Source organism: Streptomyces sp. ISL-12 (genome assembly GCF_018614415.1).
Classification (GTDB): Bacteria; Actinomycetota; Actinomycetes; order Streptomycetales; family Streptomycetaceae; genus Streptomyces.
Genome location: NZ_JAGGOO010000055.1, coordinates 24,830 through 47,723 on the forward strand (window position 1 = coordinate 24,830; position 22,894 = coordinate 47,723).

The window sequence follows — 22,894 nt, forward strand, 5'->3', positions numbered from 1 at the left end:
CCTTCCGCGCCGTACCGGACTACGGCACGACCTTCTCGATCGCCACGCTGCCGGTGCCCGCGACCGTGCCGCGGGCGTCGACGAGCTGGACCCGACCGAAGAACTCGCGGCCCTCGGGCGCGGCGGCCAGCGCCGTCACGCTGCCGGAGACGGCGGCCGAGTCACCCGTGCCCAGCGACACCGGCGCCCCGTCGACGGTGACCGTGCCGAGGGTGGCGGCGAAGTACACGTCCCGGTAGTCGTACTCCGTGGAGCCGGCCGGGACCGCGTAGCCGACGACCTTGACGGTGTACGTGCCGGCGGCCGGGGCGGGGACGGAGACGGACTCCTCGGAGTCGCCGTCGGCGCTCTGCCCGACCAGGGTGCCGTCGGCGTCGTAGACCGCCAGGTCCAGGTCGGCGGAGGCGTCCGAGACACCGCCGATGGCCACGTCCAGCGAGGTCGCGCCCTCGGGGACCTCGACCGTGGTGGTCCGCGTGTCGCCCTCGGCGATGGCGGGACGGTCGGTGCGGGAGGAGCCCAGCGGGCCGCCCGTCAGCGTGCCGCCGTCGATCGCGGCATACCGGTTGGTCACCGTCCAGGAGGCGGTGACCGGGGTGCCGGCCTTGGCCTCGGGCACGGTCACGACCTCGGGGTCGAAGTCCGCGCCGAGCAGGGAGACGTCCAGCGTGTACGGGTTGTCGAGAAGCGGCGAGGTGCGCCGCGACTCGACCTCGATCTCCCACACGCCGGGCTGCGGGTCGGCGTACGAGCGCACGTCGGGCTTGCAGCCGTTGCCGTCGAGGTAGTTGTTGTAGCAGTACGGCGTGGAGGTGTTGTCGAGCGGGACGCCGTACGGGTGGATTGCGATGAACCGGGTCTGGCTCCGGCCCTTCAGCCCGCCGATGGCGACCTCCAGGGTCCTGGCGCCCTCGGGGACCGTGACGAAGTAGGACGTGGTGCTGTTGCGCTGCACCGAACCGGACACGGAGTAGCTGTACTTCTGCTCCGCCGCGAGCGGGGCCGCGACCACGACCGTCGTCATGACCTGCTGGTCGACGCCTTCCGTCTTCGGGTCGTCGACCTCCAGGATCGCGCTCTTGAGCCCGGCGGACCGCGGCGCGGCCCGCACCTCGACGGTGACCGGCTGGTTCAGCGGCAGCTTCACCGTGTCGGAGCCGACGGCCTCGAAGGTGCGGTCCGCGTTGTTCTCGAAGCGCAGCTCGTGCCGGAGCGCCTTGTCGGCGCCGGTGGTGCGGGTGAGCGTGATCTCGTACGTCTTCTTCTGGCCCGCCTTCAGACCGCCCTCGCGGTCGTAGAGGCCGGTGCCGAAGCCCGGGGTCTGAAGGGCGTAGTCGATCGCGGTGTCGACCGGAGCCTTGACCGTGTACTCGTGCGCCGAGGCGCCGCGCCGGATCGACTTCCAGGCGTCCACGACGTTGATCAGGCCCGCGCCCTCCTCGTACGCCTGCACACCCTTGATGTGGTCGGCGGTCGAGGTCAGCGCGGTGCGCAGGGTCGCCGGGGTGAGGTCGAGGTGCTTCTGCTTCGCCGCCGACAGCAGCAGCGCGGAGGCGCCCGCGGCCTGCGGGGAGGCCATCGACGTGCCCTGGAGCATGCCGTAGCCGGCGGGGAGCGCGTAGCCGGCCTCGGTGACCGGGGCGCCAGGCATCCAGGTCTGGATGGTGTTGATCGCCGCGCCCGGCGCGGTCAGCGTCGGCGTGAAGCCGCCGTCCTCACGCGGGCCGCGCGAGGAGAACGGCATCATGGCGTACTTCTTCTCCACCGCCGAGCCGTAGTTGACCGCCCAGGTCTCCTTGGAGATGGACGCGCCGACCGAGATCACCTTGTCGGCCAGGCCGGGGTCGCCGATGGTGTTGGCGCCGGGGCCGGAGTTGCCGGCGGAGATCACCAGCTGGACGCCGTACTCGTCGATGAGCCGGGTGTACAGCTCGGCGCGGGCGTTGTTGCCGTCGTTGAGGGACGGCAGGCCGCCGATCGACATGTTGACGATGTCGACGCCCCGGTTGACGACGAGGTCGATCATGCCCTCGGTGAGGGCGACGTTGGTGCAGCCGCCGGTCCAGGTGCAGGCGCGGGAGGAGACGATCTGCGCGCCGGGGGCGGCGCCGTCCATCTGCCCGCCGAACAGGCCGTTGGCCGCGGTGATGCCCGCGACGTGGGTGCCGTGCTCGGACTCGATGACGCCGATGTTGACGAAGTCGGCCTTGGCGCCCGCGTTGTTGTAGACGACGTCCTTGCGGATCTCGACGACGAACGGCTGCCGCTCGGCGACGTCCGTCTTCGGGTCGTCGGTGCCGAAGTACCCGACCTGGAAACCGTCCTTGTACGGCTTCATCGGGGTGTCGTCGGCGAAGTCGTGGTTGCCGTTGAGGTCGACGCGGACCGTGCCGGCCGCCGCGTCGTACAGCACGCCCCAGGAGTCGGTGGTGTCGCCGTCCCGGTTGGCGTCGCCGGCCGCGTCGCCGCCGGTGGTGTACGACTCCAGGAAGGTGCTCACCTTGTAGGAGCCGGCGGGGGCGGTCCAGGTCTCGCCGCCGTAGGTGAACGCCGGGCCGGAGACGGCGGCGGTCATCGGCCGCCAGGTCTCGTCGCCGTCGACGACCGGGTCGGTCGCGGTGACCCAGTCGACGATCTTCCGCTGGCCGGTGGTGGTCTTCTGGAGCGCCGGGTGGGCCAGGTCCACCCCGGAGTCCAGGATGCCGATGGTGATGCCGCGGCCGTCCGCCTTCGGGTTCTGCTTCACGAAGTCGACGGCGCCCGTCTCGAAGGACGGGTTGTACGGGTTCTTCGCCGGGGTGTTCCTGCCGGGGGCCTTGGCGGCGGTGGCCGTCGCCCCGGTCGCGGCGCCCTTCGCGGTGTCCGCGCTGGGCGTCGGGTCGTCCAGCGCGATCTCCTCGCGTAGATCGATGCCGTGCACGGAGGAGAGCTTCGCGGCGGCGGCGATCGCGGCGTCCGCCTTGGCGGTGGGGACGGTGGCGCGGACGTAGCCCAGCTTGTCGTAGGTGCGGCCCACGGTGCCGCCCTGGACCGCGTCCAGCTTCTTCGCGACCTCGGCGGTGTCGCCGGGGGCGGTCGCGACCATCATCGTGACGTTCTTCTCGCCGTCGGCCTTGGCCTCGGCGAGCCGGTCGGCGTCGTCCGGACCGAGCTTCTCGTGCGCGGACTTGACGGAGGGATCGGCGGTCGGCGCGGTGGTGGCCGGGCCGTCGGCGGCGAGGGCCACGGGTATGGGCCCGGCCGCGGCGAGTGCGGCGACGAGACCGGCGGCCACGGCGATACGGGCCGCGCGTCTGCCACCCGGTATCGGGTCGCGCTGAGGGGTGTGGGTCATCGGCATCCCTTGCAGGTAATCGGCATCCCTTGTGGGCTGTGGTCTACGGGCACAGGCACGGAAACGATCGGAGCCGCTCTGCTCTGATCGCCGTCGTCCGGAATGTGATCTCGGATGACCGCTCAGCTTTACGTAAGGGGTCGCTGTTTGGGGAGTGTTCACCGGGGCGGGCAGGAGTCATGGCGTACTTCCGCCATGCGTCACCGGGGACATAAGGGGCGGTACATGACAATCGAGCGAGGGGCTCTGCCGGTGGCCCGTCCGGCGGGTTAGCGTCCCGGCGTGCGACGGAAGCTGCGGGTGGCGGCCTACGCCTTGTGTGTGCGGGACGGGCAGGTGCTGCTGGCCCGGTCGCCGGGGCCCGGCGGGGTGCCCGAGTGGGTGCTGCCGGGCGGCGGCATGGAGCACGGCGAGGACCCGTACGACACCGTCCGGCGGGAGGTCGCCGAGGAGACCGGCTACCGCGTCGAGGTCACCGCCCTGCTCGGGGTGGACTCGGTCCGCCGGGTCCGCCCCGGCCGGTTCGGCCGCCCCGTCGACCACCACGGCGTACGGCTCGTCTACGAGGCCCGCGTCACCGGCGGCACGCTGCGGCCCGAGGTCGGCGGCTCCACCGACCTGGCCGCCTGGCAGGACCTCGACGCGGTGCCCGGCCTGACCCGGGTGCCGCTGGTCGACACCGGGCTGCAACTGTGGCGGGAGCGGCCGGCGACGGGGCGGCTGCCCGGGGCGTAGGGCCGCCCCCGGTCGCCCCGTGCTCCGCCCCGGTACCCCGTCAGGTGAACGCCCGGCGACCGTTTCCCGGCCGTTCGCGGAGCAGTCGCGAACGCGCAGGGCATCGCATGATCCACGTACCGTGATCGGCGTTGCCCGTTGCCGCCGCGTTCACGCACAGGCCATCCCCGGTGCCAAGCATCCGGTAGAGCGGACGTTCGCGGTTGCGACCGTCCGCGGTCACCGCCGACGCGTTCGCACTCGGGGAGAGAAGCGCATGTCGCGCACACGCTCAACCACCGGCTCCGCGCCGGGCGTCCACCGCCGCTCCGTCCTCGCCGCCACCGCCGCGGTGGCCGTCGCCGGGGGCGTCGGCTACGGCCTGCGGCCCGACGACGCCGCGGCGACGGCCACCACGGGCACCGACGAGGCGGCGGCCCTCGCCTCCTCCCGCCGGGCCCCGGCCGCCCCCCTCACCCCCTACACCCGCGGCACCACCCTCGCCGCCCTCGCCACCCCGCGCTCCGGCTCGGGCTCCGGTTACCGGCGCCTGGCCGACGGCCCCGGCTGGGACCGCGTCGTCCGCGACGGGCTGGCCGCCGCCCGGTCCGGCCGGGAGGGGCGCCGCACCGCCCTCGCCGCGTTCGTGCAGCTCACCGACCTGCACCTGATCGACACCCAGCACCCGCTGCGCCTCGAATACCTGCGCTCCACCGACGTGCACGCCTGGCGGCCCCAGGAGGCGCTGACCGTGCAGGGCGCGATCGCGCTGGTCGAGCGGGTCAACGCGCTGCGCGGCGCCCCCGTCACCGGTTCCCCGCTGCACTTCGCGATGACCACCGGCGACAACACCGACAACAACGCCCGCACCGAACTGGAGTGGTTCCTCACCGTCATGAGCGGCGGGCGCGTCACCCCCAACTCCGGTGACCTCCGGCACTACGAGGGCGTCCAGAACAGCGGCATCACCCAGTACTGGCAGCCCGACGCGGCCGTCCGCGACGCCGACAAGAAGCGCGGTTTCCCGCACCTCGACGGCTTCCTGACCGCCGCGACCCGCGAGGTCCGCAGCCCCGGCCTCAACCTGCCCTGGTACTCGACGGTCGGCAACCACGACGCCATGCCGCTGGGCTGCTACGCCTCCCACGGCGACTCCTACCTCACCGAACTGGCCGTCGGCGGCCGCAAACTGATGGAACTGCCCGCCGCCGAGGCCGCCGAGCTCCAGACCGCGCTGAAGAAGGCCGACGACCCCGAGGGCGCCCTGTACCGCGAGTTCCTCGAGGCGCACGCCCGCTCCATGCGCTCCGTCACGCCGGACGAGCAGCGCGCCCCCTTCACCCCGGCCGACTACCTCAAGGCCCACCTCGACGCGGCCCACCTCGGCCCCGGCCCGCACGGCCACGGCTACACCACCGCCAACGTCGACGCCGGCACCCAGTACTACAGCTTCCGCATCTCCGACGACGTCATCGGCATCAGCCTCGACACGACCGACCCCGGCGGCCACTACGAGGGCTCCATCGGCGCGGGGCAACTGCGCTGGCTTGAGCGGACCCTGAAGGACAACGCCGACTCCTACGCCATCGTCTTCAGCCACCACACCAGCGAGACGATGGACAACACCCGCCCCGACCCGGCCCACCCGGACGACCAGCGCCACACCGGCGCCGACGTCGTCGCCCTGCTGGGCCGCCACCGCAACGTGCTGGCCTGGGTCAACGGGCACATCCACCGCAACGCCATCACCCCGCACGAGGGTGCCGACGGCGGCGCTTTCTGGGAGATCTCCACCGCCTCCCACGTCGACTTCCCCCAGCTCGCCCGGGTCATCGAGCTGACGGACAACAAGGACGGCACGCTGTCCCTGTTCACCACCCTCGTCGAGTCCGCCGCCCCGTCCGGCACCGACTTCACCGACCTGTCCCAGACCGGCCTGGCGGCCCTCTACCGCGAACTGTCCCTCAACGCCCCCGGCGCCCGCACCGACCTCGCGGGCGACGCGGACGACCGGAACACGGAGCTGTTGCTCAGGAAGAGGTAGGGCCGCGCTCGGTGAGGTGGGTGAGGAAGGGGTGCCAGGCGGTGGGGGAGAGGTGGAGGACGGGTCCGGCGGAGTGTTTGGAGTCGCGGACGGCTATGGCGGAGGGGAGGAGGGCGGCTTCCACGCAGTTCTGGCCGGGGTCGCTGTAGGAGGACTTGAACCAGGCGTGCTCGGACAGGGTCATGGGTTACAGCTCTCGGTCTAGTCGGTTGAGGAACTCGGGGGTGTCCTCGGGCGGCAACGCTGATGCTGTCATGGCATCGAACCGGCGCTGGAAGCGGGCGACTTCACGTGGCTTGTCAGAGGTCGATACGGACCCCCAGGCGCTGTCGGCCTGGACGCGCGGGGGGAACCTGTCACCGAAGTCGAGGATCGCGAAGTCATTGGTCGAGCGGTAGCTCCGGCGGAAAGGCAGCACCTGGACGGTGATGTGGTCCCACGTGGACAGTTCCTCGATGCGGTCGTACTGCTCACGCATCACCTCGGCGCTCCCGACCGGGTAGCGCAGGGCCGCTTCGCCGAGGATGACGTGCAGCTTGACGGGGTCCTCCCGGGTGAGCACTTCCTGGCGCTTCATCCGTAGCTCCACACCGCTTCGGACGAACTCGGACGTGTACTCCTCGACCGGCTTGTGCAACTCGTGCGTGGCGAGGGCATAGGCCTGGGTCTGGAGGAGGCCGTAGACGACCGTCGGATGGTAGGCCTTCATCGAGCGGGCCTCTGGCTCAAGTCCGACGAAGCCGGGCAGTCCCGCGGGCATGAGCCCCCGGTACTGGGTCAGCCAGTCCTGGTGGTTGGAATCCCGGTTGAGGCTGATCAGCGACTCGATGACCTCCTCGTCGGTGACGCCGTACTTGGCGAGCAGCTTCCGCAGGTCCCCGACGTAGCGGAAGTTGAGGGAGCCGGTCTCGATGCGTTGCAAGGACGCCTCGGAGATCCGCAGGCCCACGACCGCTTGCCTCCGGGTCATTCCGACGCCCTGCCCGGTGTCGCAGTTCTCGCGCAGTTGGCGCAGTTGCAGCCCGAGTTCGAGCCGTTGTGCCGTACGTCCGCGCTTCGCAGCCATGTGCACCGCCCTTGTGCTTCAGCACTTTGTGCTTGTGGTCGTGTGCAGAGTGTGACACCGGGTGTGCGGCGCGCGCAGCCGCATACGCACATTTCGGCATAGTCCAATTCCTCCGCCGCTGAATTTTCAGTGGACGTTCGATTGTGGCCCCGCGAGCGGGACGAACACGCTGGTCGGGCAACCCGCTGACGGAAGGGACCACCGATGCCCACCCCCCATCTCCCCACTCTCCTCACCCACGACTGGTCCATGGGCTACCCCATGACCCCCCGCACGGTCCGCCTGGCCCGTCTCCACGTCCGCCGTCGGCTGACGATGTGGTCATGGGCCGGGGAGATCGACGACGCCGTGCTGGTCACCTCGGAGCTGGTCGGCAACGCCGTACGGCACGGGCGGCTGCCCGGACACGAACTGTGGGTGCGTCTGAGGGAACTGGAGGGCGGTGTGCTGGTCGTCGACGTGTCGGACCCGGTGCGGACGCTCCCGGAGGTGAGGGAGGAGGCGGAGGGCGAGGACGGGCGGGGGCTTCTGGTCGTGGCGCGGCTGGCCACGCGGCTGGAGTGGTTCCCGCGCGCGGACGTCGGGAAGACGGTGCGCGCGCGGCTGGTGCCTGACACAGATCGTCAACTGATCGATCCGTACGGGACTGGTCGCCGTCCCGGCCCTGCGTGAGGGTGGTCCCGAGCCGGGTGTTCCGGCGTTGTACCGAGAGAAGGAAGCACCCCCTATGCGCGCCCTTGTGGTCGCTCACGGCGAGGCCGGACCCGTCCGGTTCGCCGATGTCGACGAACCCGTGCCGTCCGCCGGTGAGGCGTTGGTGGAGGTACGGCACATCGCTCTCAACTTCGGAGAGCTGAACTACGTGGACCAGTGGCCGGCCGGCGCTGTGCACGGACACGACGCGTCCGGCGTCGTGATCCGCGCCGCCTCCGACGGCTCGGGTCCGGCCGAAGGGACGCGCGTCGCGGTGGGGATGGCTCCGCACGCGTGGGCGGAGCGGGTGGCGGTCGGCCCCGCCTCGCTCGGCACCGTCCCCGAGGGCGTGGAGCTGGCCGACGCGGCCGCGCTGGGGATCGCCGGGGTCACCGCGCTGCGGGTGCTGCGCACGCGTTCCCTGCTGGCCCGCGACGTCCTGGTCACCGGCGCCAGCGGGGGCGTGGGGCACTTCGCCGTCCAGTTGGCGGCGCTGGCGGGCGCCCGGGTGACGGCGCTGGTCGGCTCGCCGGAGCGGGCCGCCGGACTGCGCGAACTGGGCGCCGACGAGGTCCTGACCGACCTGGCCGGGACCGAACGCCGCTTCGCCCTCGTCCTGGACACGGTCGGCGGGCCGCTGCTGGCCCAGGCGTGGGGTGCCCTCGCCGAGGGCGGCACCGTCCACCTGGTCGGCTACTCCTCGGGACAGGACACCACGTTCCCGGCGGGGACCCTGTTCGGCTTCGGCGAACCCCGCCGTATCGCCACCTACGGCGACATGACGCCGACCGGCGGAGAACTGACGGACCTGCTGGGCCTCATGGCCGCCGGCAGGCTCTCGGCACCGGTCGGACGGCGCGGCGACTGGCGGGACGTGGACGACGCCGTACGGGCGCTGTTCGCGCGGAAGGTGCACGGCAAGGTCGTCCTCGACGTGACGTCCTCGACGTGACCTGAAACTCCGCTGCGGCGGCGGAGGAGAATGGGCGCATGGACGTGCTGGCGGAGGTCTTGCGGGTCTCGGGGGCACGGGGGGCGCTCGGGGTCGTGCTGAAGGCCGGGGGGACCTGGGGCATGTGGCTGGACTCCTACCCGGGAGCCGCACTGCACGTGGTTGCCCGCGGCACGATGTGGCTCCACGCCATCGGCGAGAAACCGCTCCAGGTGCGGGCCGGGGACGCCGTCCTGGTGGCGCCGGGCACCGCCCACGGTCTGGCGGGCGCCGCCGGCGTGACGATGGGTTCCTGCGACCGTGAGGCGGCGGCCCGGGCGTTCGGCGACGGCCGGGCCCTGCGGCTGGGCTCGGGACCGGCGGAGACGGAAGTGATCGTCCTGCACTACGAGCAGGACCCGGAGGTGAGCACCCCCGTGCTGACCTCCCTCGCCCGGCCGATGCACGTCACAGCCGACCAGAACGCGCAGTTCGGAAGGACCGTCGAACTGCTCACGGCGGAACTCGCGCAGCCCCAGATCGGCACCACCGCCGCCGTCAACAGCATCGTCGACCTGCTGCTCGTCCAGTTCGTACGCGCCTGGCTGGCCCGCCACCCGCAGGAGCGGTCCGGCTCATGGCTGGGCGCGATGCGCGACCCGGTCGTGCGCGACGCCCTGGCACAGGTCCACGCCCGGCCGGAACACCCCTGGACGACGGAGACCCTGGCCGCCGCGACGAGCGTCTCCCGGGCGACGCTGACCCGGCGGTTCCGGGCCGCCCTCGGACAGACGCCGGGCGCCTACGTGACGCAGTGGCGCGTCGACCTGGCCTCCGTCCGGCTCCGCGACACCGACGAGCCGGTCGAGTCGATCTCCGGCGCCGTCGGCTACGCCTCCCCGCACGCCTTCAGCCGCGCCTTCCGACGCGCCCGGGGCATGCCCCCGGGCGCGTACCGCTCCCGCCTCCGCCGCCACCGCGCCGACAGGCCCCCCGGAAACGGGTGACACTTCACCCCGAAGTGTCATCCGTTTCCGGGGGCCTGTCACCCGTCCTCGGAGCCCAGTGCGCGTGCTGCGTGCCCTGCTGCACGGCGAACACCGCCGCGCCGTCCCGCGCCGTGTTCGTCTGCCGCAGCACGGACGCGCCGGGACCGGCCGCCGCGGCGAGAGGGGCCAGCAGCGGCCCGCAGGACGGGTCGCGGCGCAGCAGCGCGGCCAGCTCCAGGGACCAGTAGCCGGACAGGACACGGCGTACGTCGTCCGGGGCCCCCGCGTCCCGGAGCAGCGCGGCGTCGTCGTCGAGCCGGTGCTCCACCGCGGCGCCCCGGCCGTCGCCGGACCGGCGGAACAGTCCGACGACCGTGTTCCGGGTCTCCTGCCACACGTCCGTGGCCATGGCGGCGACCAGCGCGGCGGCGCCCGACTGGGCGAGGAGGGTGAGTTCGTCGTTCATCGGTGCTCCTCCACGGCTGCGCCGGTCTCAGCGGCCTCGGGTGACGGTGATGTGCTGGTCGCCGTTCTGGCTGGCGTTGACGACACCGCCCCGCGAGGCGTTGTTGACCATCGTCGAGCCGCCCGCAGGTCCCCCGGGCCGACGGTCCCGTCCGCGCCCGCCCGGCTTCGGGAGCGCCGGGGTCCAGCCGGGGGTGTGCAGCCAGGCGTGGGTGGCGAGTTCCTTCACCTCGACGCCCACCCGGTGGAACTGGCCCGGGTCGATGCCCTCGTAGCCGTGCCGCACCGTCTCGTCGTAGAAGTGCTGCGACATCAGCAGCGAGAGGGGGACCGGCCACGGCGCCGCCGCCAGCGCCTCGCGCGCCGCGGGGGCGTCCAGCAGCCGGGCCAGCGTCTCCAGCGGGCTCCCGGCGACCTCGCCGCCCGGCAGCAGACAGACCTCGCCGGCGTGCAGGGCGACGCGGACCCGGAAGCGGGTCGCCGCGTCGCGGGCGGCGCTGTTGTGGGCGGTCAGCAGGTCCGCCAGCGCGTGGACGAGCGGATGGACCAGGCTCGCCTTGCGCGTCCCGGCGGGCGCGACCAGCCGCAGCCCGTCGCCCAGGTCGGCGCGCGCACACGCCTCCCAGTCGACACCGCCACGCGCGCAGGCCGCACGCAGCACCGACCGCAGCGTCTCCCGGTTCTCCAGCAGCGGCACGTTGCCCCGCCCGGACGACTTCTCGATGTCCACGGCCAGCACGGCCCGGTACTCCCACTGCTCTTCCATGCGGCAAGCGGCCCTTCTCGGCGATCGGTGGCGCGGGGCGCGGCGCGGAGCCCGCACGTGTGACGGGCCCCGCGTCGGCTCCCCCGCGTCCCAGTGTGGCGCGGGGGCCGTGCGAACAACTCGTAGGAATACGAGGAGTTGTGGGGTTCCGGAGACTTTCCGGTGCGCACACTGGTCCGGGCGGCACCACCGGACCCGTCAAGGAGGCGGAGACCATGAAGGCAGGGCACCCGGACCGCGCGGACGGCGACTGGCCGCCGTCGACCCTGCTCGGCGGCCTCGGCCCGGCCGACCGGCGGCGGCTGCTGGAACTGGGGACGCGGGTGTCGTACCCGGCCGGCCGGGTGCTGCTGCGCGAGGGGGACCGCACGGACCACGTACTGATCCTGCTCGACGGCCTGGTCAAGGTCACCGCGCACGCCGACGACGGGCGCGACGCCCTGCTGGCCGTACGGGTGGGCGGGGACGTCGTCGGCGAGTTCGCCGCGGTCGACGGACGCCCCCGCTCGGCCACGGTGACCGCCTGCGGACCGGTGCTCGCGCGCAGCGTCACCCGGGCCGGCCTCGACGCCTGCACCCGCACCGAGCACCGGATCGCCCACGCCCTCCAGCAGGCCGTCGTCGCCAAGCTGCGCGCCGCCACCACCCACCGGGTCACCTTCACCGGCTGCGACGCGGCCACCCGCGTGGCCCGCGTCCTGCACCACCTGGCGCTGGCCTACGGCGAACGCAGCGGCGCGGGCGCCGAGATCCGCTGGCCGATCACCCAGCAGGAACTGGCGACGCTCGCGGGCGCCTCCGAACCCAGTGTGCACAAGACGCTGCGCCGGTTCCGGGAGACGGCGGTGGTCACCCCCGGCTACCGCTCCATCCGCGTCGACGACCTGCGGCGCCTGCACGCCATCGCCTACGCGGACCACTGAGTTCCGTTTCTCCGCGGTGACCGGAGTGCGGCGCCCCCAGTTGTGAGGGACGGGTGCCGACCGTGGGGGGTCCCGCCGGGAAACCGTATTTCTACGGTGGCCAGGTCGGCGCACGGGACTAGCGTGACGGCTCGTTCCACGGATCGACGGCACGACAACGGGGTGAGGGAATGGCCGACAACGCCGACAATGCCGACAACGCCGACAACGCCGACAATGCCGACAACACGGACGAGGACGACGCGCGCGGCGACAACCGGGCGGACATCGGCGGGGACGCCAACGCGCCGGTGGTGGTGGGCTCCAACAACCTGGTCATCGACGCGGACCACGGGTCCACGGTGACCGTGCTCATGGAGCGCCGACGGCCGCGGCCGGGGCGCCGCGGCACGGTGGCGCTGCTCCCGCGCCGGCAGCGCGCGCCGCTCGGCCGGGAGGCCGAACTCGCCGCGATCGCCGCCGCCGTCGCGGCCGGTGAGACGGTGCAGCTGTGGGGAGAGCCCGGCGTCGGCAAGAGCGCGCTGCTGCGCTACGCCGCCCGCGCCCTCCCGCCGGGCGAGGACGGGGTGATCTTCCTCGACGCCGCCCGGCGCGAACCGGAGGACCTCGCCCAGGACATGTTCGAGGCCTGCTACGAGACCAGCGGTTACGCCCCCTCCAGCAGCGACCTGCGCCACCTGATGACCGGCCTCAGACCGACGGTGTACGTCGACAACGCCGACTACCCGGCCCCGCGGCTGCGCGCCTTCATGGACACGGCGCCCGACGCCACGTTCGTCCTGGCCTCGCGGGAGGGTTCGCTCAGCGGGACCGACGGCACGGCGCGGCGGCTGACCGGCATCGACCTGGACGCGGCGATGGAACTGCTGGGCCGGGAACTGGGCCGGCACGTGGTCGAGGCCGACGAACAGGACATCGCCGCGTCCCTGTGGGAGGCCGCGGCCGGCCGTCCGCTGCCGCTGCTGCGGGCGGCGGCCCTGGCCCGGCTCGACCCGTCGGGCCAGGGCGCGCTGCCCCGGCCCGGCGCGGTGGCCGAACTGCTGCCCCGGCTGCTCGCCGGGCTCGACGCGCCGGCCCGGCGGGCCCTGCACCTGCTGGCCATCGTGGGCGCCGAACTCGACCCCGTCCACTTCGGCCTGCTCGACGGCGCCCCGGACCCCGGGGCGCTGTGCGCGTCGCTCTCCAGGCTCGGCCTGGCCGAGGAGACGGAGCGGGGCTACCGGGTGGTGACGGACGTCGTACCGGCGCTGCGGGAGCACGGCGGACCCGCGCCGTTCTCCGTGGAGCAGCTGTGCCACCACTTCGCGCGGTGGGCCGGGCAGGCGGCGACGAGCGCCGCCCAGGTCGCCGCGCACAACGGCGCCCTGGAGCGGGTCGCGGACCTCGCGGTACGGGCCGGCCGCCCCGACCTCGCCGTCCGGGTCGCCCGGGCCGCCTCCCCGGCCCTCGCCCGCTCCCTGCGCCTCGGCGTCTGGGGCCGCCTCCTCGACCGGGGCCTGCCCGCGGCACGGCGGGCCGAGGACCGGTGGGCGGAGGCGTACTTCACGCACGAGCAGGGCATCCACGCGGTCCTGACCGGCAACCGGGTCGCCGCGGGGGTGCTCCTGGCCGGAGCGGCCAAGCTGTGGCACGACCTGGGCGACACGCAGGGCGCGGAGGCGGCGCAGGCGGCCCAGCAGTACCTGCCCCAACAGCCCCCGCCGACCGACCCGACACCGCCCGCCCCGTCGCCCGACGGCGGCGGCACCGAGCCCGTCACGACCGACCCGCCCTCCCTGGAGCCGACGTCCGCGCAGCCGGCGGACGCGTCGGGCGCCGATCCGGTGTCCGCGCAGCCGGCGGACGCGTCGGGCGCCGATCCGGTGTCCGCGCAGCCGATGGACGCGTCGGGCGCCGACTCGGTATCCGCCCAGCCGATGGACGCGCCGGGCACCGACCCGACGTCCGCCCAGCCGATGGACACGTCGGCTTTCGACCCGGCGTCCGCCCAGTCGGTGAACGTGCCGGACGCCCACGCGACGTCCGCGCACCCGGCCGACCCGCCCGGCGCCGATCCCTCGTTCGCGCACGCGTCGAGCCCGTCGGGCCCGCCGACCGGCACCGACCCCTACTCCCTGTCCAGCGCGACGACCCCGCCCCCCGACCTGTCCACCGCGCACGCCGCGCACACCGCGGCCACGCACTCGGGCGCGGGCGCCGCGGGCGCCGGAGCCGCACCGATGAGCACGGGAGCCGCCGCGGTCCTCAAGGTGGCCGCGGCCGTCGCCGCCGTCGTCATCGGCGGCGTCGCCGTCGACCAGTACCAGGACGCGCAGAACAGCTCGCACAGCGCCGCGACGACCCCGAGCTACTCGTCCACCGCCACCTACACGCCCACCTACACGCCGGACACGAGCGTCTACGACCAGGAGACGGACCTCTACGAGGAGGAGACCCCGACCCCGGAGCCCGAGCCGGAGCCGACCGGACTCGCGGGCATCTGGCAGCTCGCCGACGGAAGCATGATCGAGTTCGAGGAGTCGGGCCCGGACAGCTACACGACCACGGGGAGGGACTACTGCGGTGACGTCCTGACGACCGAGTTCACCGGCGGCGGTGGCACCTACAGCGCCACCCAGCCCCTGTACGACGTCGAGCGGGACTGCGCTTCCCTCGGGGAAACCCTGGTCACCGTCACCCTCGGTACGGACCCGGACACCGCGCAGTACTCGGTCGAGGTGAAGTCCACGTACCAAGAAGGGACGCAGTGCTACACCTGCGGCACCTTCTCCCTCACCCGGTTCTCCTAGAAAGGCCCACCGATGTCCCGCAAGAAGCCCCCCGCCCACAACTCCGTCCACATCGGCGGCGACGCCCACGGCCCCGTCGTGGCCGGCGACGGCAACCGTGTCGACGTCCGCACGCCCGAGCCGACGGCACAGCCCGCAGGCCCGGCCATGCACAACACGGCGGACCAGGGAGCCACCGTCTACGCCGTCATGAACGGCAACCAGTACCTCGACCGGCCCGCCCCCGAGGAGGACTGACCCCACCGGAGCGGCGGGCGGCTACCGGGGCAGCACCACGAGATACGCGGCGGGCTCCCGGTCGCCCGCCGCCATCAGCGCCGTACGCACCACCACCGCCTGCTGCTCCGGGAAGTCCCGCAGCTCCCGCGGGGTGAGGTGGACGACGGTGACGCCCAGCCGCTCCAGGCGCTCGCGCTTGCGGGCGGCCCGGGACGCCTGCGCGTCGTCGCCCTGCCGGTGGCCCCGCGTGTCCAGTTCCACCGCGACCGCGTGGTCCGGCCAGTAGGCGTCCAGCCCGCCCAGGCGGGGGCCGCCGGGCAGGCGCAGCTCGACGTTCCAGACCGGGTCCGGCAGCCCGTACTCGCGCACCATCCGGTACAGCCGCTCCTCCGTGATCGCCCGTCCCTCGGCCACCAGCGACTCCACCGCGTCCACCACGTGCGGCCGGCTCAGCAGCCGGGCCCGCCGCAACTCCCGTACCACCGCCGCCGGTTCGCAGTGGCCGCCGCGCACCGCCTCGGTCAGCAGGCGGTGCACGGCCCCCGCGTCGGTCAGCACCGCCACCGCGTCGGCCAGGGCGCGGGCGACCGGCGCCACGGGAACCCCGGTGACGGTCTCCGGCTCCGGCGGCGCGGTCGCGCGCACGATCCGCGCCCAGCCGGCCGACCGCAGCCGCCGCTGCCGGGGCACCAGGACGTCGATGGTGTCCAGGGACGGCAGCGGGGGAGCGCCGGCGACACCGTGCAGGGTCAGCGCCGCCAGTCCCGTGATCATCGCCTCGGACCGCCCGGCACCGGCCTCCCCGCCCGGACCGGGCTGCGCGGGCACGCCGCCCGCGGCCCGCTGCGGCGCCGCGTACAGCAGCACGGCCCGCAGCCGTTCCTCGCCGGTCGGCGGGCCGGGGTGGAGCAGGACGACGCCGGGCAGCAGCCGCTGCCAGGGCCCGCCGGGCCGGCACCGCTCGTCGGTCTCGGCGGCCGTGACGCCGTGCGCGCGGAGCTGGGCGGCGGTCAGGACACGCCCCGAGTCGGCGGCCAGGTGGTGCGTGGGGCGGGGCGAGAGCGGGGTGTTGTGCGTCATGACCCGAAATTTCCCGCATCCCGGCCCTCTTTTAACCCCTGTGACAAGACCGCCACCGAATCCGGACAAGACCGCCTTAAGGGACGCCAGTTCGGATGCCGGAAACCCCTGGCCCGCCGAGGTGCGGACCAGGGGTTACGGGGCGGATCGCGCCGGTTGTGTAACGGCGGCACAGCGGTGTGCCTCAGCCGGCGGAGGCCCCGTCGCACGCCTGCCCGCGCAGCGCCCTGCCCAGGTCGTCCCGCGCCTCCAGCACCAGCCGCCGCAGCGCGGGCGCGGCGTCCTCGTGGGCCGCCAGCCACGCGTCCGTGGCCGCCAGCGTCTGCGGCGAGTCCTGGAGCCCCGGGAACAGTCCCCGGACCACGTCCATGCCGATCTGGATCGACCGCTCGCTCCACACCCGCTCGATCACCGCGAAGTACTTCTCCGCGTACGGCGCGGTCAGCTCCCGCTGGGAGGGCTGGGCGAAGCCCGCGATCGTCGCCTCGACGAGGGCGTTGGACAGCGCGTCCGACTCCACCACCTGCGCCCACGCCTGCGCCTTCACCGCCGCCGACGGCCGGGCGGCCAGGCACCGCACCTGGTGGCGCTTGCCGGACGCGGTGTCGTCCCGGGCCAGCTCGGCGGCGAGCACCGTCTCGTCCGCCGCGCCGTGCGCCGCCAGCGGCTCCAGGAACGCCCAGCGCAGCTCCTGGTCCACGTCCAGGCCGTCGATCTTCTCGGTGCCCTCCAGCAGCCCGCGCAGCAGCGCGAGGTCCGCTTCCTCGGCGGCCACCGCCGCGAAGAAGCGCGCCCACGCCAACTGGGGCTCGCCGCCCGGGGCCGCCGCCCGCAGCTCCCGCAGCGCGCCCTCGGCCAGCAGCCGTCCGCCGGTCTCCCGCCAGGCGGGGGCGGCGTAGTGGGTCAGCGCCGAGTCGGCCCAGGCGTGCAACATCTGGAGTACGCCGATGTCCGACTCGCGCCCCGCGAACCGCAGCACCAGGTCGACGAAGTCCCGCGCGGGCAGCAGCGCGTCCCGCGTCATGTTCCACAGTGCCGACCAGCACAGCGCGCGGGCCAGCGGGTCGGTCATGTCACCGAGCGCGGCACGCAGCGTGGCCAGCGAGGCCGTGTCGAACCGGATCTTGCAGTACGTCAGGTCGTCGTCGTTGACCAGCACCAGCTCCGGCGCCTGCTGCCCGGCCAGCTCCGCGACGACCGTCCGCGGCCCGTCCACGTCCGCCTCGGCCCGCGCGTACCGCTCCAGCGCCCCGCCCTCGCCCCGCCGGTACAGACCGACCGCCACCCGGTGCGGACGCAGTTCGGGGTGCGACTCGGCGGCCTCCTGCACCACCGCCAGCTCGTCGATCCGCCCGTCGGTGGTGAGCAGCACCTGCGGGGTCAGCGCGTTGACCCCGGCCGTCTGGAGCCAGGACCGCGCCCACGCCGCCATGTCCCGCCCGCTGGTCTCCTCCAGCACCGACAGCAGGTCGCCCAGGCGCGTGTTGCCGTACGCGTGCCGCTTGAAGTAGCGCCGCGCGCCCTCCAGGAACGCGTCCTGGCCGACGTACGCCACGAGCTGCTTGAGCACGGAGGCGCCCTTGGCGTACGTGATGCCGTCGAAGTTGAGCTTGGCGTCCTCCAGGTCACGGATGTCGGCCGTGATCGGGTGCGTGGAGGGGAGCTGGTCGGCGCGGTACGCCCAGGCCTTGCGGCGGTTGGCGAAGGTGATCCAGGCGTCCTTGAACCGGGTCGCGCCGACGTTGGCGAAGGTGCCCATGAAGTCCGCGAAGGACTCCTTCAGCCACAGGTCGTCCCACCATTCCATGGTGACCAGGTCGCCGAACCACATGTGCGCCATCTCGTGCAGGATCGTGTTGGCGCGGCCCTCGTACGACGAACGCGTCACCTTCCCGCGGAAGATGTACTCCTCCCGGAAGGTCACCAGCCCCGGGTTCTCCATCGCCCCGAGGTTGTACTCCGGCACGAACGCCTGGTCGTACTTGCCGAACGGGTACGGGTAGTCGAAGTGGTCGTGGAAGAAGTCCAGCCCCTGCTTGGTCACCAGGAACACGTCGTCGGCGTCGAAGTAGGGCGCGAGCCCCTTGCGGCACAGCGCGCCCAGCGGGATCTCCAGCCGCGTCCCGTCCGCGAGGGTCCGCTCGTAGGAGTCCGTCACGTAGTGGTACGGCCCCGCGACCACGCAGGTGATGTACGTCGAGACGGGCTTCGTCTCCGCGAACCGCCACACCCCGTCCACGCGCTCCCCGGCGCCGCCCGACCACACCGTCCACTCCTCGGGCGCCCGCACCTCGAACCGGAAGGGCGCCTTCAGGTCGGGCTGCTCGAAGTTGGCGAAGACCCGGCGGGAGTCGGCCGGCTCGTACTGGGTGTAGAGGTAGACCTCGCCGTCCTCCGGGTCGACGAAGCGGTGCAGGCCCTCGCCGGTACGGGAGTACGCGCACTGGGCGTCGACGACCAGCTCGTTGTCGGCGGCCAGGTCCTCCAGGGCGATCCGGGAGCCGTCGAAGACCTCGCTCGGGTCGAGGTCGCGGCCGTTGAGGGACACGGCGGTCACGCTCGGCGCGACGAGGTCGGCGAAGCTGGAGGCACCCGGCTCGTTGCAGCGGAAGCGGACCGTGGTGACGGACCGGAAGGTGCGCGGCCCCGCGCCGTCCGCGTCTCCGACCGCGGAGCGGACGTCGAGGGACACCTCGTACCCGTCGACGGACAGCAGGGCGGCCCGCTCCCGGGCCTCGTCACGGGACAGATTCTCACCGGGCACGGGCGGCACTCCCTCGGCGCGTGTTCAGGATGTGGACAGCACCGATCCTCCCACGTGCCCCTGACGGCGGACAGCCGGGGAATGGGCGGGACGGGCGGCGGTGTTGCAGGATGAGACCACTTGCCGCACGCGCGTCCCACGAGGAGAGACATGCCGGAGAAGACCCCCGTCGACTTCTGGTTCGACCCGTCCTGCCCCTGGGCCTGGATGACCTCCCGCTGGGTGCTGGAAGTGGAGAAGGTGCGCGACATCAAGGTCCGCTGGCACCTGATGAGCCTCGCCGTCCTCAACGAGGACAAGCTCGACGAGCTGCCCGACGAGTACCGGGAGTGGCTCGCGACCAAGGCGTGGGGCCCGGTCCGGGTGGTCATCGCGGCCCAGCAGGAGCACGGCGCCGAGGTCCTCGGCGACCTCTACACCGCCCTCGGCACCCGTATCCACAACGAGGGCGGGGGCCCGGAGAAGGAGACGGTCGCCGCCGCCCTCAAGGACGCCGGCCTGCCCCTCTCCCTCATGGAGCACTGGGACGCCACCCCCTACGAGCCCGAGCTGCGCGCCTCCCACAAGGAGGGCATCGAGAAGGTCGGCCAGGAGGTCGGCACCCCGGTCATCGCCGTCCCCGGCGCCGACGGCGAGCAGCTCGCCTTCTTCGGCCCGGTCGTCACCCCCGCCCCCAAGGGCGAGGAGGCCGCCCGCCTCTGGGACGGCACCCTGGCGGTCGCCTCGGTCCCCGGCTTCTACGAGATCAAGCGCACCCGCACCAAGGGCCCGGACTTCAGCAACCTGTGATCACTGCCGGCCCGCGCGGCCGACACCGGAAGAACCCCCGTGAGTCACGTCCTCACGGGGGTTCCCCTTTTTCCGCCTGCCGTCGCGAAGGGTGAGAAGACGATCACGAGGCAGGACGCTTCACCCTGGCCGGGCCTCAGGGCGCCAGCAGCAGCACGTCGGTGCGGGACCTGGCCGCCTCGTAACGCCGGGCCACGTCCTGCCAGTTCACGACCGCCCACATGGCGTCGATGAAGTCGACCTTCTGGTTCTTGTACTGGAGGTAGAAGGCGTGCTCCCAGGCGTCGAAGACCAGGATCGGGACCGACCCCTGGCCGACGTTGCCCTGGTGGTCGTAGACCTGCTCGACGATCAGCCGGCCGCTCAGCGGCTCATGGGCGAGCACGCCCCAGCCGGAGCCCTGCGTCGTGGCGGCGGCCTTCGTGAGCTGCGCCTTGAAGCCGGCGAAGGAGCCGAAGGACTCGGCGATGGCGTCCGCGAGGTCGCCGACGCCGTCGGCGGCCAGGGGTTCGCCGCCGCCGTCGCCGGTCATGTTGTGCCAGTAGATCGAGTGCAGGATGTGGCCGGAGAGGTGGAAGCCGAGGTTCTTCTCCAGGCCGTTGATCGATCCCCACTGCTCCTTGTCCCGCGCCTCGGCGAGCTGCTCCAGGGTGTCGTTGGCGCCCTTCACATAGGCCGCGTGGTGCTTGTCGTGGTGCAGCTCGATGATCTCGGGGCTGATCACGGGGGCCAGCGCGGAGTAGTCGTACGGCAGTTCAGGAAGCGTGTACACGGGCATGACGGACCGATCCCCTTCGACCTCTTATTGCAAAAGGCTTGCAAGTGCACGCTAGCAGCAAGAGTTCGGCCAGGGGGATCGGAGGGGAGGATTTCCCTGGTGTGCCGCCGGAACACGGAAGGGCCCCCGTACGGAACGCTGTCCGTACGGGGGCCCTCGCGAAGCTCCGGGCGGTGGCTAGCCGCGCGTCCGCCGCCGCTGCCGGGCGTAGCCGGTGGCCGCCAGGACCAGCGTCATGGCGCCCGTCGAGTACAACTGCACCCGCGTGTCCGGCTCGCGGGCCATCAGGACGAACACCGCGGCCATGCCCGCCAGCGCCACCCAGGTCAGCCACGGGTACGCCCACATGCGCACCACCAGCTTCTCGGGCGCCTCCCGCTCCAGACGGCGCCGCAGCCGCAGCTGGGAGACGGCGATGAAGATCCAGACGACCAGGATGACCGCGCCGATCATGTTCAGCAGCCAGGCGAAGACGTCGTCCGGCCGCCAGTAGCTCAGCAGTACGCAGCCGAAGCCGAAGAGCGAGGAGACCAGCACCGCGACCCGCGGCACCCCGCCCGACACCCGGCCCAGCGCCTTCGGCCCCTGGCCGCGCTCGACCAGCGAGTAGCCGATGCGGGAGGCGCCGTAGATGTTGGCGTTCATCGCGCTCAGCAGCGCGACCAGCACGACGACGTTCATGAGCTGGCCGGCGCCGGGGATGCCGAGTTCGTCGAGGGCGGCGACGTACGGGCCCTTCTCCACCACCTCCGGGGAGTCCCAGGGGACCAGGGTGACGATGACCGCCATCGAGCCGATGTAGAACAGCGCGATCCGCCACATCGCCGTCCGCACGGCGCTCGCCACGCCCTTGACCGGGTTCTCCGACTCGGCCGCCGCGATGGTCACCGTCTCCAGACCGCCGTAGGCGAAGACCGAGGCGAGCAGGCCGATGATCAGACCGTTGCCGCCGTTGGGCAGGAAGTCGCCCAGGTGGGAGGCGCCGGGGGAGTCGGTGCCCGGCAGGACGCCGGCGACCGCCAGCACGCCCAGCACCAGGAACAGCGAGATCGCGCCGACCTTGAGCGCTGCGAACCAGAACTCGAACTCGCCGAAGTTCTTCACGGCGGCCAGGTTCGTCCCGCAGAACACCACCATGAACAGCGCCACCCAGGCCCACTCGGGCGTGCCCGGCAGCCAGCCGTGGACGATCTGCGCGGCGCCGATGCCCTCCAGGCCGACGGCCGTGCACAGCAGCACCCAGAACGCCCAGCCCGCCGTGAACCCGGCCCAGGGGCCGATCGCCCGCTCGGCGTGCGCGGAGAAGGTGCCCGACGAGGGATACGCGGCGGACATCTCGCCGAGCATCCGCATCACCAGCATCACGAGCAGGCCGGAGACGGCGTAGGCGACGACGATCGACGGCCCGGCGGCGGCGATGCCGGCCCCGGAGCCGACGAACAGCCCCGCGCCGATCACCCCGCCGAGGGCGATCATCGACAGATGGCGCTGCTTGAGACCGTGGGAGAGCGAGACGCCGTCGGCGGTCCCCGACGGCAGATCGGTGGTGGTGCTGGGCATGGGCGCGGCTCGTCCCTTGCTGCGAGGGGGTAAATGCGAGGGGGGCAAAACGACAACAGTCTGGGCGTACGCGCGGTCCCCCGAAGTGACTGACCAGTATCCGGAATGGAGAATTCCGGAGCGTGGTGTTCCGGTCACTCGACGGCGGTCCGGGGAGGTACGTCACCGCACGTCAGTGACCGGTGTCACCTCCGTGCCGGTGTGGTGCGCCCCCGTTGTCCGAAGCCAACCAACTCCGCGACCCCGCCTTTGTCGGGCGCCGACGGTGATCCGTGTCAGTGCGCCGGTATAGCGTCGCGGTGTCCCGAACCGTCCCTCACCGCCCAGCGGAGGCCCCATGAGCACCGCCACCGTCCTCGCCCGTCCCGGCCGGGTACTCGCCGACCTGCTCCCTGCCTCCCGGGTCAGGGACGCCGCGCTGGTGGCCGGCGGCGCCGCGCTCACCGGCCTCGCGGCCCAGATCGCCGTGCCCGTCCCCGGCTCGCCGGTGCCGGTGACCGGCCAGACCTTCGCCGCGCTGCTCGTCGGCACCGCCCTCGGCGCCGGCCGCGGCGTCCTCTCGCTCGCGCTGTACGCGCTGGTGGGCATGGCGGGCGTGCCGTGGTTCGCGGGCGGCGGTTCGGGCGTGTCCCTGCCGTCCCTGGGCTATGTCTTCGGCATGATCCTCGCCGCCTCGGTCATGGGCGCCCTCGCCCGCCGCGGCGCCGACCGCTCCGCCTGGCGGACGGCCGGCGCGATGCTGCTCGGCGAGGCGATCATCTACGCCGTCGGCGTCCCCTACCTGGCCCTGTCCACCGGCATGTCGGCCGGCGCCGCGATCGCGGCGGGCCTCACCCCGTTCCTCATCGGCGACGCCCTGAAGGCGGCCCTGGCGATGGGCGTGCTGCCCGCCGCCTGGAAGCTGGCCGACCGGCGCTGACGCCGGCCCGCTTCCGCGCAGAGGCCCGCCGGGCCGCCGTACACCTCCGTACGGCGGCCCGGCGGGCCTCT

19 protein-coding genes are annotated in these 22,894 nt (G+C 73.0%); 10 read left to right on the forward strand and 9 right to left on the reverse strand.

Going from position 1 to position 22,894, the window contains the following annotated elements:
• Nucleotides 1–19: 19 nt before the first annotated feature.
• On the reverse strand, nucleotides 20–3,334 hold the full coding sequence (locus J7I94_RS15510; RefSeq protein WP_215167671.1) for a S8 family serine peptidase: 3,315 nt from the start codon (nucleotides 3,332–3,334) through the stop codon (nucleotides 20–22).
• Nucleotides 3,335–3,616: 282 nt separating this feature from the next.
• On the opposite strand from J7I94_RS15510, the gene J7I94_RS15515 reads away from it, so the two are divergent.
• On the forward strand, nucleotides 3,617–4,069 hold the full coding sequence (locus tag J7I94_RS15515; protein WP_308114582.1) for an NUDIX hydrolase: 453 nt from the start codon (nucleotides 3,617–3,619) through the stop codon (nucleotides 4,067–4,069).
• Nucleotides 4,070–4,325: 256 nt separating this feature from the next.
• A complete protein-coding gene (locus tag J7I94_RS15520; RefSeq protein WP_215167672.1) occupies nucleotides 4,326–6,092 on the forward strand; it encodes a TIGR03767 family metallophosphoesterase in 1,767 nt (588 codons plus the stop codon).
• Here J7I94_RS15520 and J7I94_RS15525 read toward each other — a convergent pair.
• Together J7I94_RS15525 and J7I94_RS15530 are read right to left on the reverse strand one after the other, a co-directional pair.
• Nucleotides 6,079–6,276 (reverse strand): DUF397 domain-containing protein, encoded by a 198-nt coding sequence (locus tag J7I94_RS15525; RefSeq protein ID WP_215167673.1) that lies wholly within the window; start codon nucleotides 6,274–6,276, stop codon nucleotides 6,079–6,081. The two genes, J7I94_RS15520 and J7I94_RS15525, sit on opposite strands and share 14 nt — an antisense overlap.
• 3 nt (nucleotides 6,277–6,279) lie before the next feature.
• Entirely contained in the window at nucleotides 6,280–7,158 is an 879-nt protein-coding gene (locus J7I94_RS15530) for a helix-turn-helix transcriptional regulator (protein ID WP_215167674.1), read from the reverse strand.
• 204 nt (nucleotides 7,159–7,362) lie between these two features.
• On the opposite strand from J7I94_RS15530, the gene J7I94_RS15535 reads away from it, so the two are divergent.
• From J7I94_RS15535 to J7I94_RS15545, 3 genes are read left to right on the forward strand one after another with little or no spacing between them, the layout of a single operon-like run.
• Nucleotides 7,363–7,830, forward strand: coding sequence for an ATP-binding protein (locus J7I94_RS15535; RefSeq protein ID WP_215167675.1), 468 nt, complete (start codon nucleotides 7,363–7,365; stop codon nucleotides 7,828–7,830).
• 55 nt (nucleotides 7,831–7,885) lie between these two features.
• Entirely contained in the window at nucleotides 7,886–8,803 is a 918-nt protein-coding gene (locus J7I94_RS15540) for a zinc-binding dehydrogenase (RefSeq protein ID WP_215167676.1), read from the forward strand.
• Nucleotides 8,804–8,841: 38 nt separating this feature from the next.
• Nucleotides 8,842–9,789: an AraC family transcriptional regulator gene (locus J7I94_RS15545; RefSeq protein WP_215167677.1), complete on the forward strand. Its 948-nt coding sequence runs from the start codon at nucleotides 8,842–8,844 to the stop codon at nucleotides 9,787–9,789.
• 4 nt (nucleotides 9,790–9,793) lie between these two features.
• Here J7I94_RS15545 and J7I94_RS15550 read toward each other — a convergent pair whose 3' ends face one another.
• Both J7I94_RS15550 and J7I94_RS15555 read right to left on the reverse strand, forming a co-directional pair.
• Complete coding sequence (locus tag J7I94_RS15550; protein WP_215167678.1) at nucleotides 9,794–10,237, reverse strand: hypothetical protein; 444 nt, start codon at nucleotides 10,235–10,237, stop codon at nucleotides 9,794–9,796.
• A gap of 27 nt (nucleotides 10,238–10,264) precedes the next feature.
• Entirely contained in the window at nucleotides 10,265–11,002 is a 738-nt protein-coding gene (locus J7I94_RS15555) for a hypothetical protein (RefSeq protein ID WP_215167679.1), read from the reverse strand.
• A 215-nt stretch (nucleotides 11,003–11,217) separates the two neighbouring features.
• On the opposite strand from J7I94_RS15555, the gene J7I94_RS39010 reads away from it, so the two are divergent.
• The 3 genes from J7I94_RS39010 (at nucleotide 11,218) to J7I94_RS15570 (ending at nucleotide 14,951) form a co-directional block, all read left to right on the forward strand.
• Complete coding sequence (locus tag J7I94_RS39010; protein ID WP_215167680.1) at nucleotides 11,218–11,925, forward strand: Crp/Fnr family transcriptional regulator; 708 nt, start codon at nucleotides 11,218–11,220, stop codon at nucleotides 11,923–11,925.
• A gap of 170 nt (nucleotides 11,926–12,095) precedes the next feature.
• A complete protein-coding gene (locus J7I94_RS15565) occupies nucleotides 12,096–14,714 on the forward strand; it encodes an ATP-binding protein (RefSeq protein ID WP_215167681.1) in 2,619 nt (872 codons plus the stop codon).
• Nucleotides 14,715–14,726: 12 nt separating this feature from the next.
• Nucleotides 14,727–14,951 (forward strand): hypothetical protein, encoded by a 225-nt coding sequence (locus J7I94_RS15570; RefSeq protein WP_215167682.1) that lies wholly within the window; start codon nucleotides 14,727–14,729, stop codon nucleotides 14,949–14,951.
• A gap of 21 nt (nucleotides 14,952–14,972) precedes the next feature.
• On the opposite strand, the gene J7I94_RS15575 is transcribed toward J7I94_RS15570, so the two are convergent.
• Together J7I94_RS15575 and pepN are read right to left on the reverse strand one after the other, a co-directional pair.
• On the reverse strand, nucleotides 14,973–16,013 hold the full coding sequence (locus J7I94_RS15575; RefSeq protein WP_215167683.1) for a hypothetical protein: 1,041 nt from the start codon (nucleotides 16,011–16,013) through the stop codon (nucleotides 14,973–14,975).
• A 184-nt stretch (nucleotides 16,014–16,197) separates the two neighbouring features.
• Nucleotides 16,198–18,777, reverse strand: a complete 2,580-nt coding sequence (gene pepN / locus J7I94_RS15580; protein ID WP_215167684.1) for an aminopeptidase N — start codon at nucleotides 18,775–18,777, stop codon at nucleotides 16,198–16,200.
• A 150-nt stretch (nucleotides 18,778–18,927) separates the two neighbouring features.
• On the opposite strand from pepN, the gene J7I94_RS15585 reads away from it, so the two are divergent.
• A complete protein-coding gene (locus tag J7I94_RS15585) occupies nucleotides 18,928–19,566 on the forward strand; it encodes a DsbA family protein (RefSeq protein WP_215167685.1) in 639 nt (212 codons plus the stop codon).
• 136 nt (nucleotides 19,567–19,702) lie between these two features.
• Here the strand turns inward: J7I94_RS15585 and J7I94_RS15590 are convergent, their stop codons facing one another.
• The gene (locus J7I94_RS15590; RefSeq protein ID WP_215167686.1) at nucleotides 19,703–20,344 is read right to left on the reverse strand and encodes a superoxide dismutase; all 642 of its coding nucleotides are present in this window, start codon (nucleotides 20,342–20,344) and stop codon (nucleotides 19,703–19,705) included.
• A 177-nt stretch (nucleotides 20,345–20,521) separates the two neighbouring features.
• Nucleotides 20,522–21,904, reverse strand: a complete 1,383-nt coding sequence (locus tag J7I94_RS15595) for an amino acid permease (protein WP_215167687.1) — start codon at nucleotides 21,902–21,904, stop codon at nucleotides 20,522–20,524.
• A 337-nt stretch (nucleotides 21,905–22,241) separates the two neighbouring features.
• Here J7I94_RS15595 and J7I94_RS15600 point away from each other — a divergent pair, with 337 nt between their 5' ends.
• Nucleotides 22,242–22,823 (forward strand): biotin transporter BioY, encoded by a 582-nt coding sequence (locus J7I94_RS15600; protein WP_215167688.1) that lies wholly within the window; start codon nucleotides 22,242–22,244, stop codon nucleotides 22,821–22,823.
• The last annotated feature ends 71 nt before the right edge of the window (nucleotides 22,824–22,894 follow it).

What these genes read in the sequence shown, in the direction of transcription:
- J7I94_RS15520 (WP_215167672.1), top strand. Translation starts at nt 4,326, where the DNA reads ATGTCGCGCACACGCTCAACCACCGGCTCCGCGCCGGGCGTCCACCGC.
- J7I94_RS15600 (WP_215167688.1), top strand. Translation starts at nt 22,242, where the DNA reads ATGAGCACCGCCACCGTCCTCGCCCGTCCCGGCCGGGTACTCGCCGAC.
- J7I94_RS15565 (WP_215167681.1), top strand. Translation starts at nt 12,096, where the DNA reads ATGGCCGACAACGCCGACAATGCCGACAACGCCGACAACGCCGACAAT.
- J7I94_RS15575 (WP_215167683.1), bottom strand. Translation starts at nt 16,013, where the DNA reads ATGACGCACAACACCCCGCTCTCGCCCCGCCCCACGCACCACCTGGCC.
- J7I94_RS15535 (WP_215167675.1), top strand. Translation starts at nt 7,363, where the DNA reads ATGCCCACCCCCCATCTCCCCACTCTCCTCACCCACGACTGGTCCATG.
- J7I94_RS15545 (WP_215167677.1), top strand. Translation starts at nt 8,842, where the DNA reads ATGGACGTGCTGGCGGAGGTCTTGCGGGTCTCGGGGGCACGGGGGGCG.
- J7I94_RS15510 (WP_215167671.1), bottom strand. Translation starts at nt 3,334, where the DNA reads ATGACCCACACCCCTCAGCGCGACCCGATACCGGGTGGCAGACGCGCG.
- J7I94_RS15555 (WP_215167679.1), bottom strand. Translation starts at nt 11,002, where the DNA reads ATGGAAGAGCAGTGGGAGTACCGGGCCGTGCTGGCCGTGGACATCGAG.
- J7I94_RS15550 (WP_215167678.1), bottom strand. Translation starts at nt 10,237, where the DNA reads ATGAACGACGAACTCACCCTCCTCGCCCAGTCGGGCGCCGCCGCGCTG.
- J7I94_RS15525 (WP_215167673.1), bottom strand. Translation starts at nt 6,276, where the DNA reads ATGACCCTGTCCGAGCACGCCTGGTTCAAGTCCTCCTACAGCGACCCC.
- J7I94_RS15595 (WP_215167687.1), bottom strand. Translation starts at nt 21,904, where the DNA reads ATGCCCAGCACCACCACCGATCTGCCGTCGGGGACCGCCGACGGCGTC.
- J7I94_RS15570 (WP_215167682.1), top strand. Translation starts at nt 14,727, where the DNA reads ATGTCCCGCAAGAAGCCCCCCGCCCACAACTCCGTCCACATCGGCGGC.
- J7I94_RS15530 (WP_215167674.1), bottom strand. Translation starts at nt 7,158, where the DNA reads ATGGCTGCGAAGCGCGGACGTACGGCACAACGGCTCGAACTCGGGCTG.
- J7I94_RS15585 (WP_215167685.1), top strand. Translation starts at nt 18,928, where the DNA reads ATGCCGGAGAAGACCCCCGTCGACTTCTGGTTCGACCCGTCCTGCCCC.
- J7I94_RS15540 (WP_215167676.1), top strand. Translation starts at nt 7,886, where the DNA reads ATGCGCGCCCTTGTGGTCGCTCACGGCGAGGCCGGACCCGTCCGGTTC.
- J7I94_RS39010 (WP_215167680.1), top strand. Translation starts at nt 11,218, where the DNA reads ATGAAGGCAGGGCACCCGGACCGCGCGGACGGCGACTGGCCGCCGTCG.
- J7I94_RS15590 (WP_215167686.1), bottom strand. Translation starts at nt 20,344, where the DNA reads ATGCCCGTGTACACGCTTCCTGAACTGCCGTACGACTACTCCGCGCTG.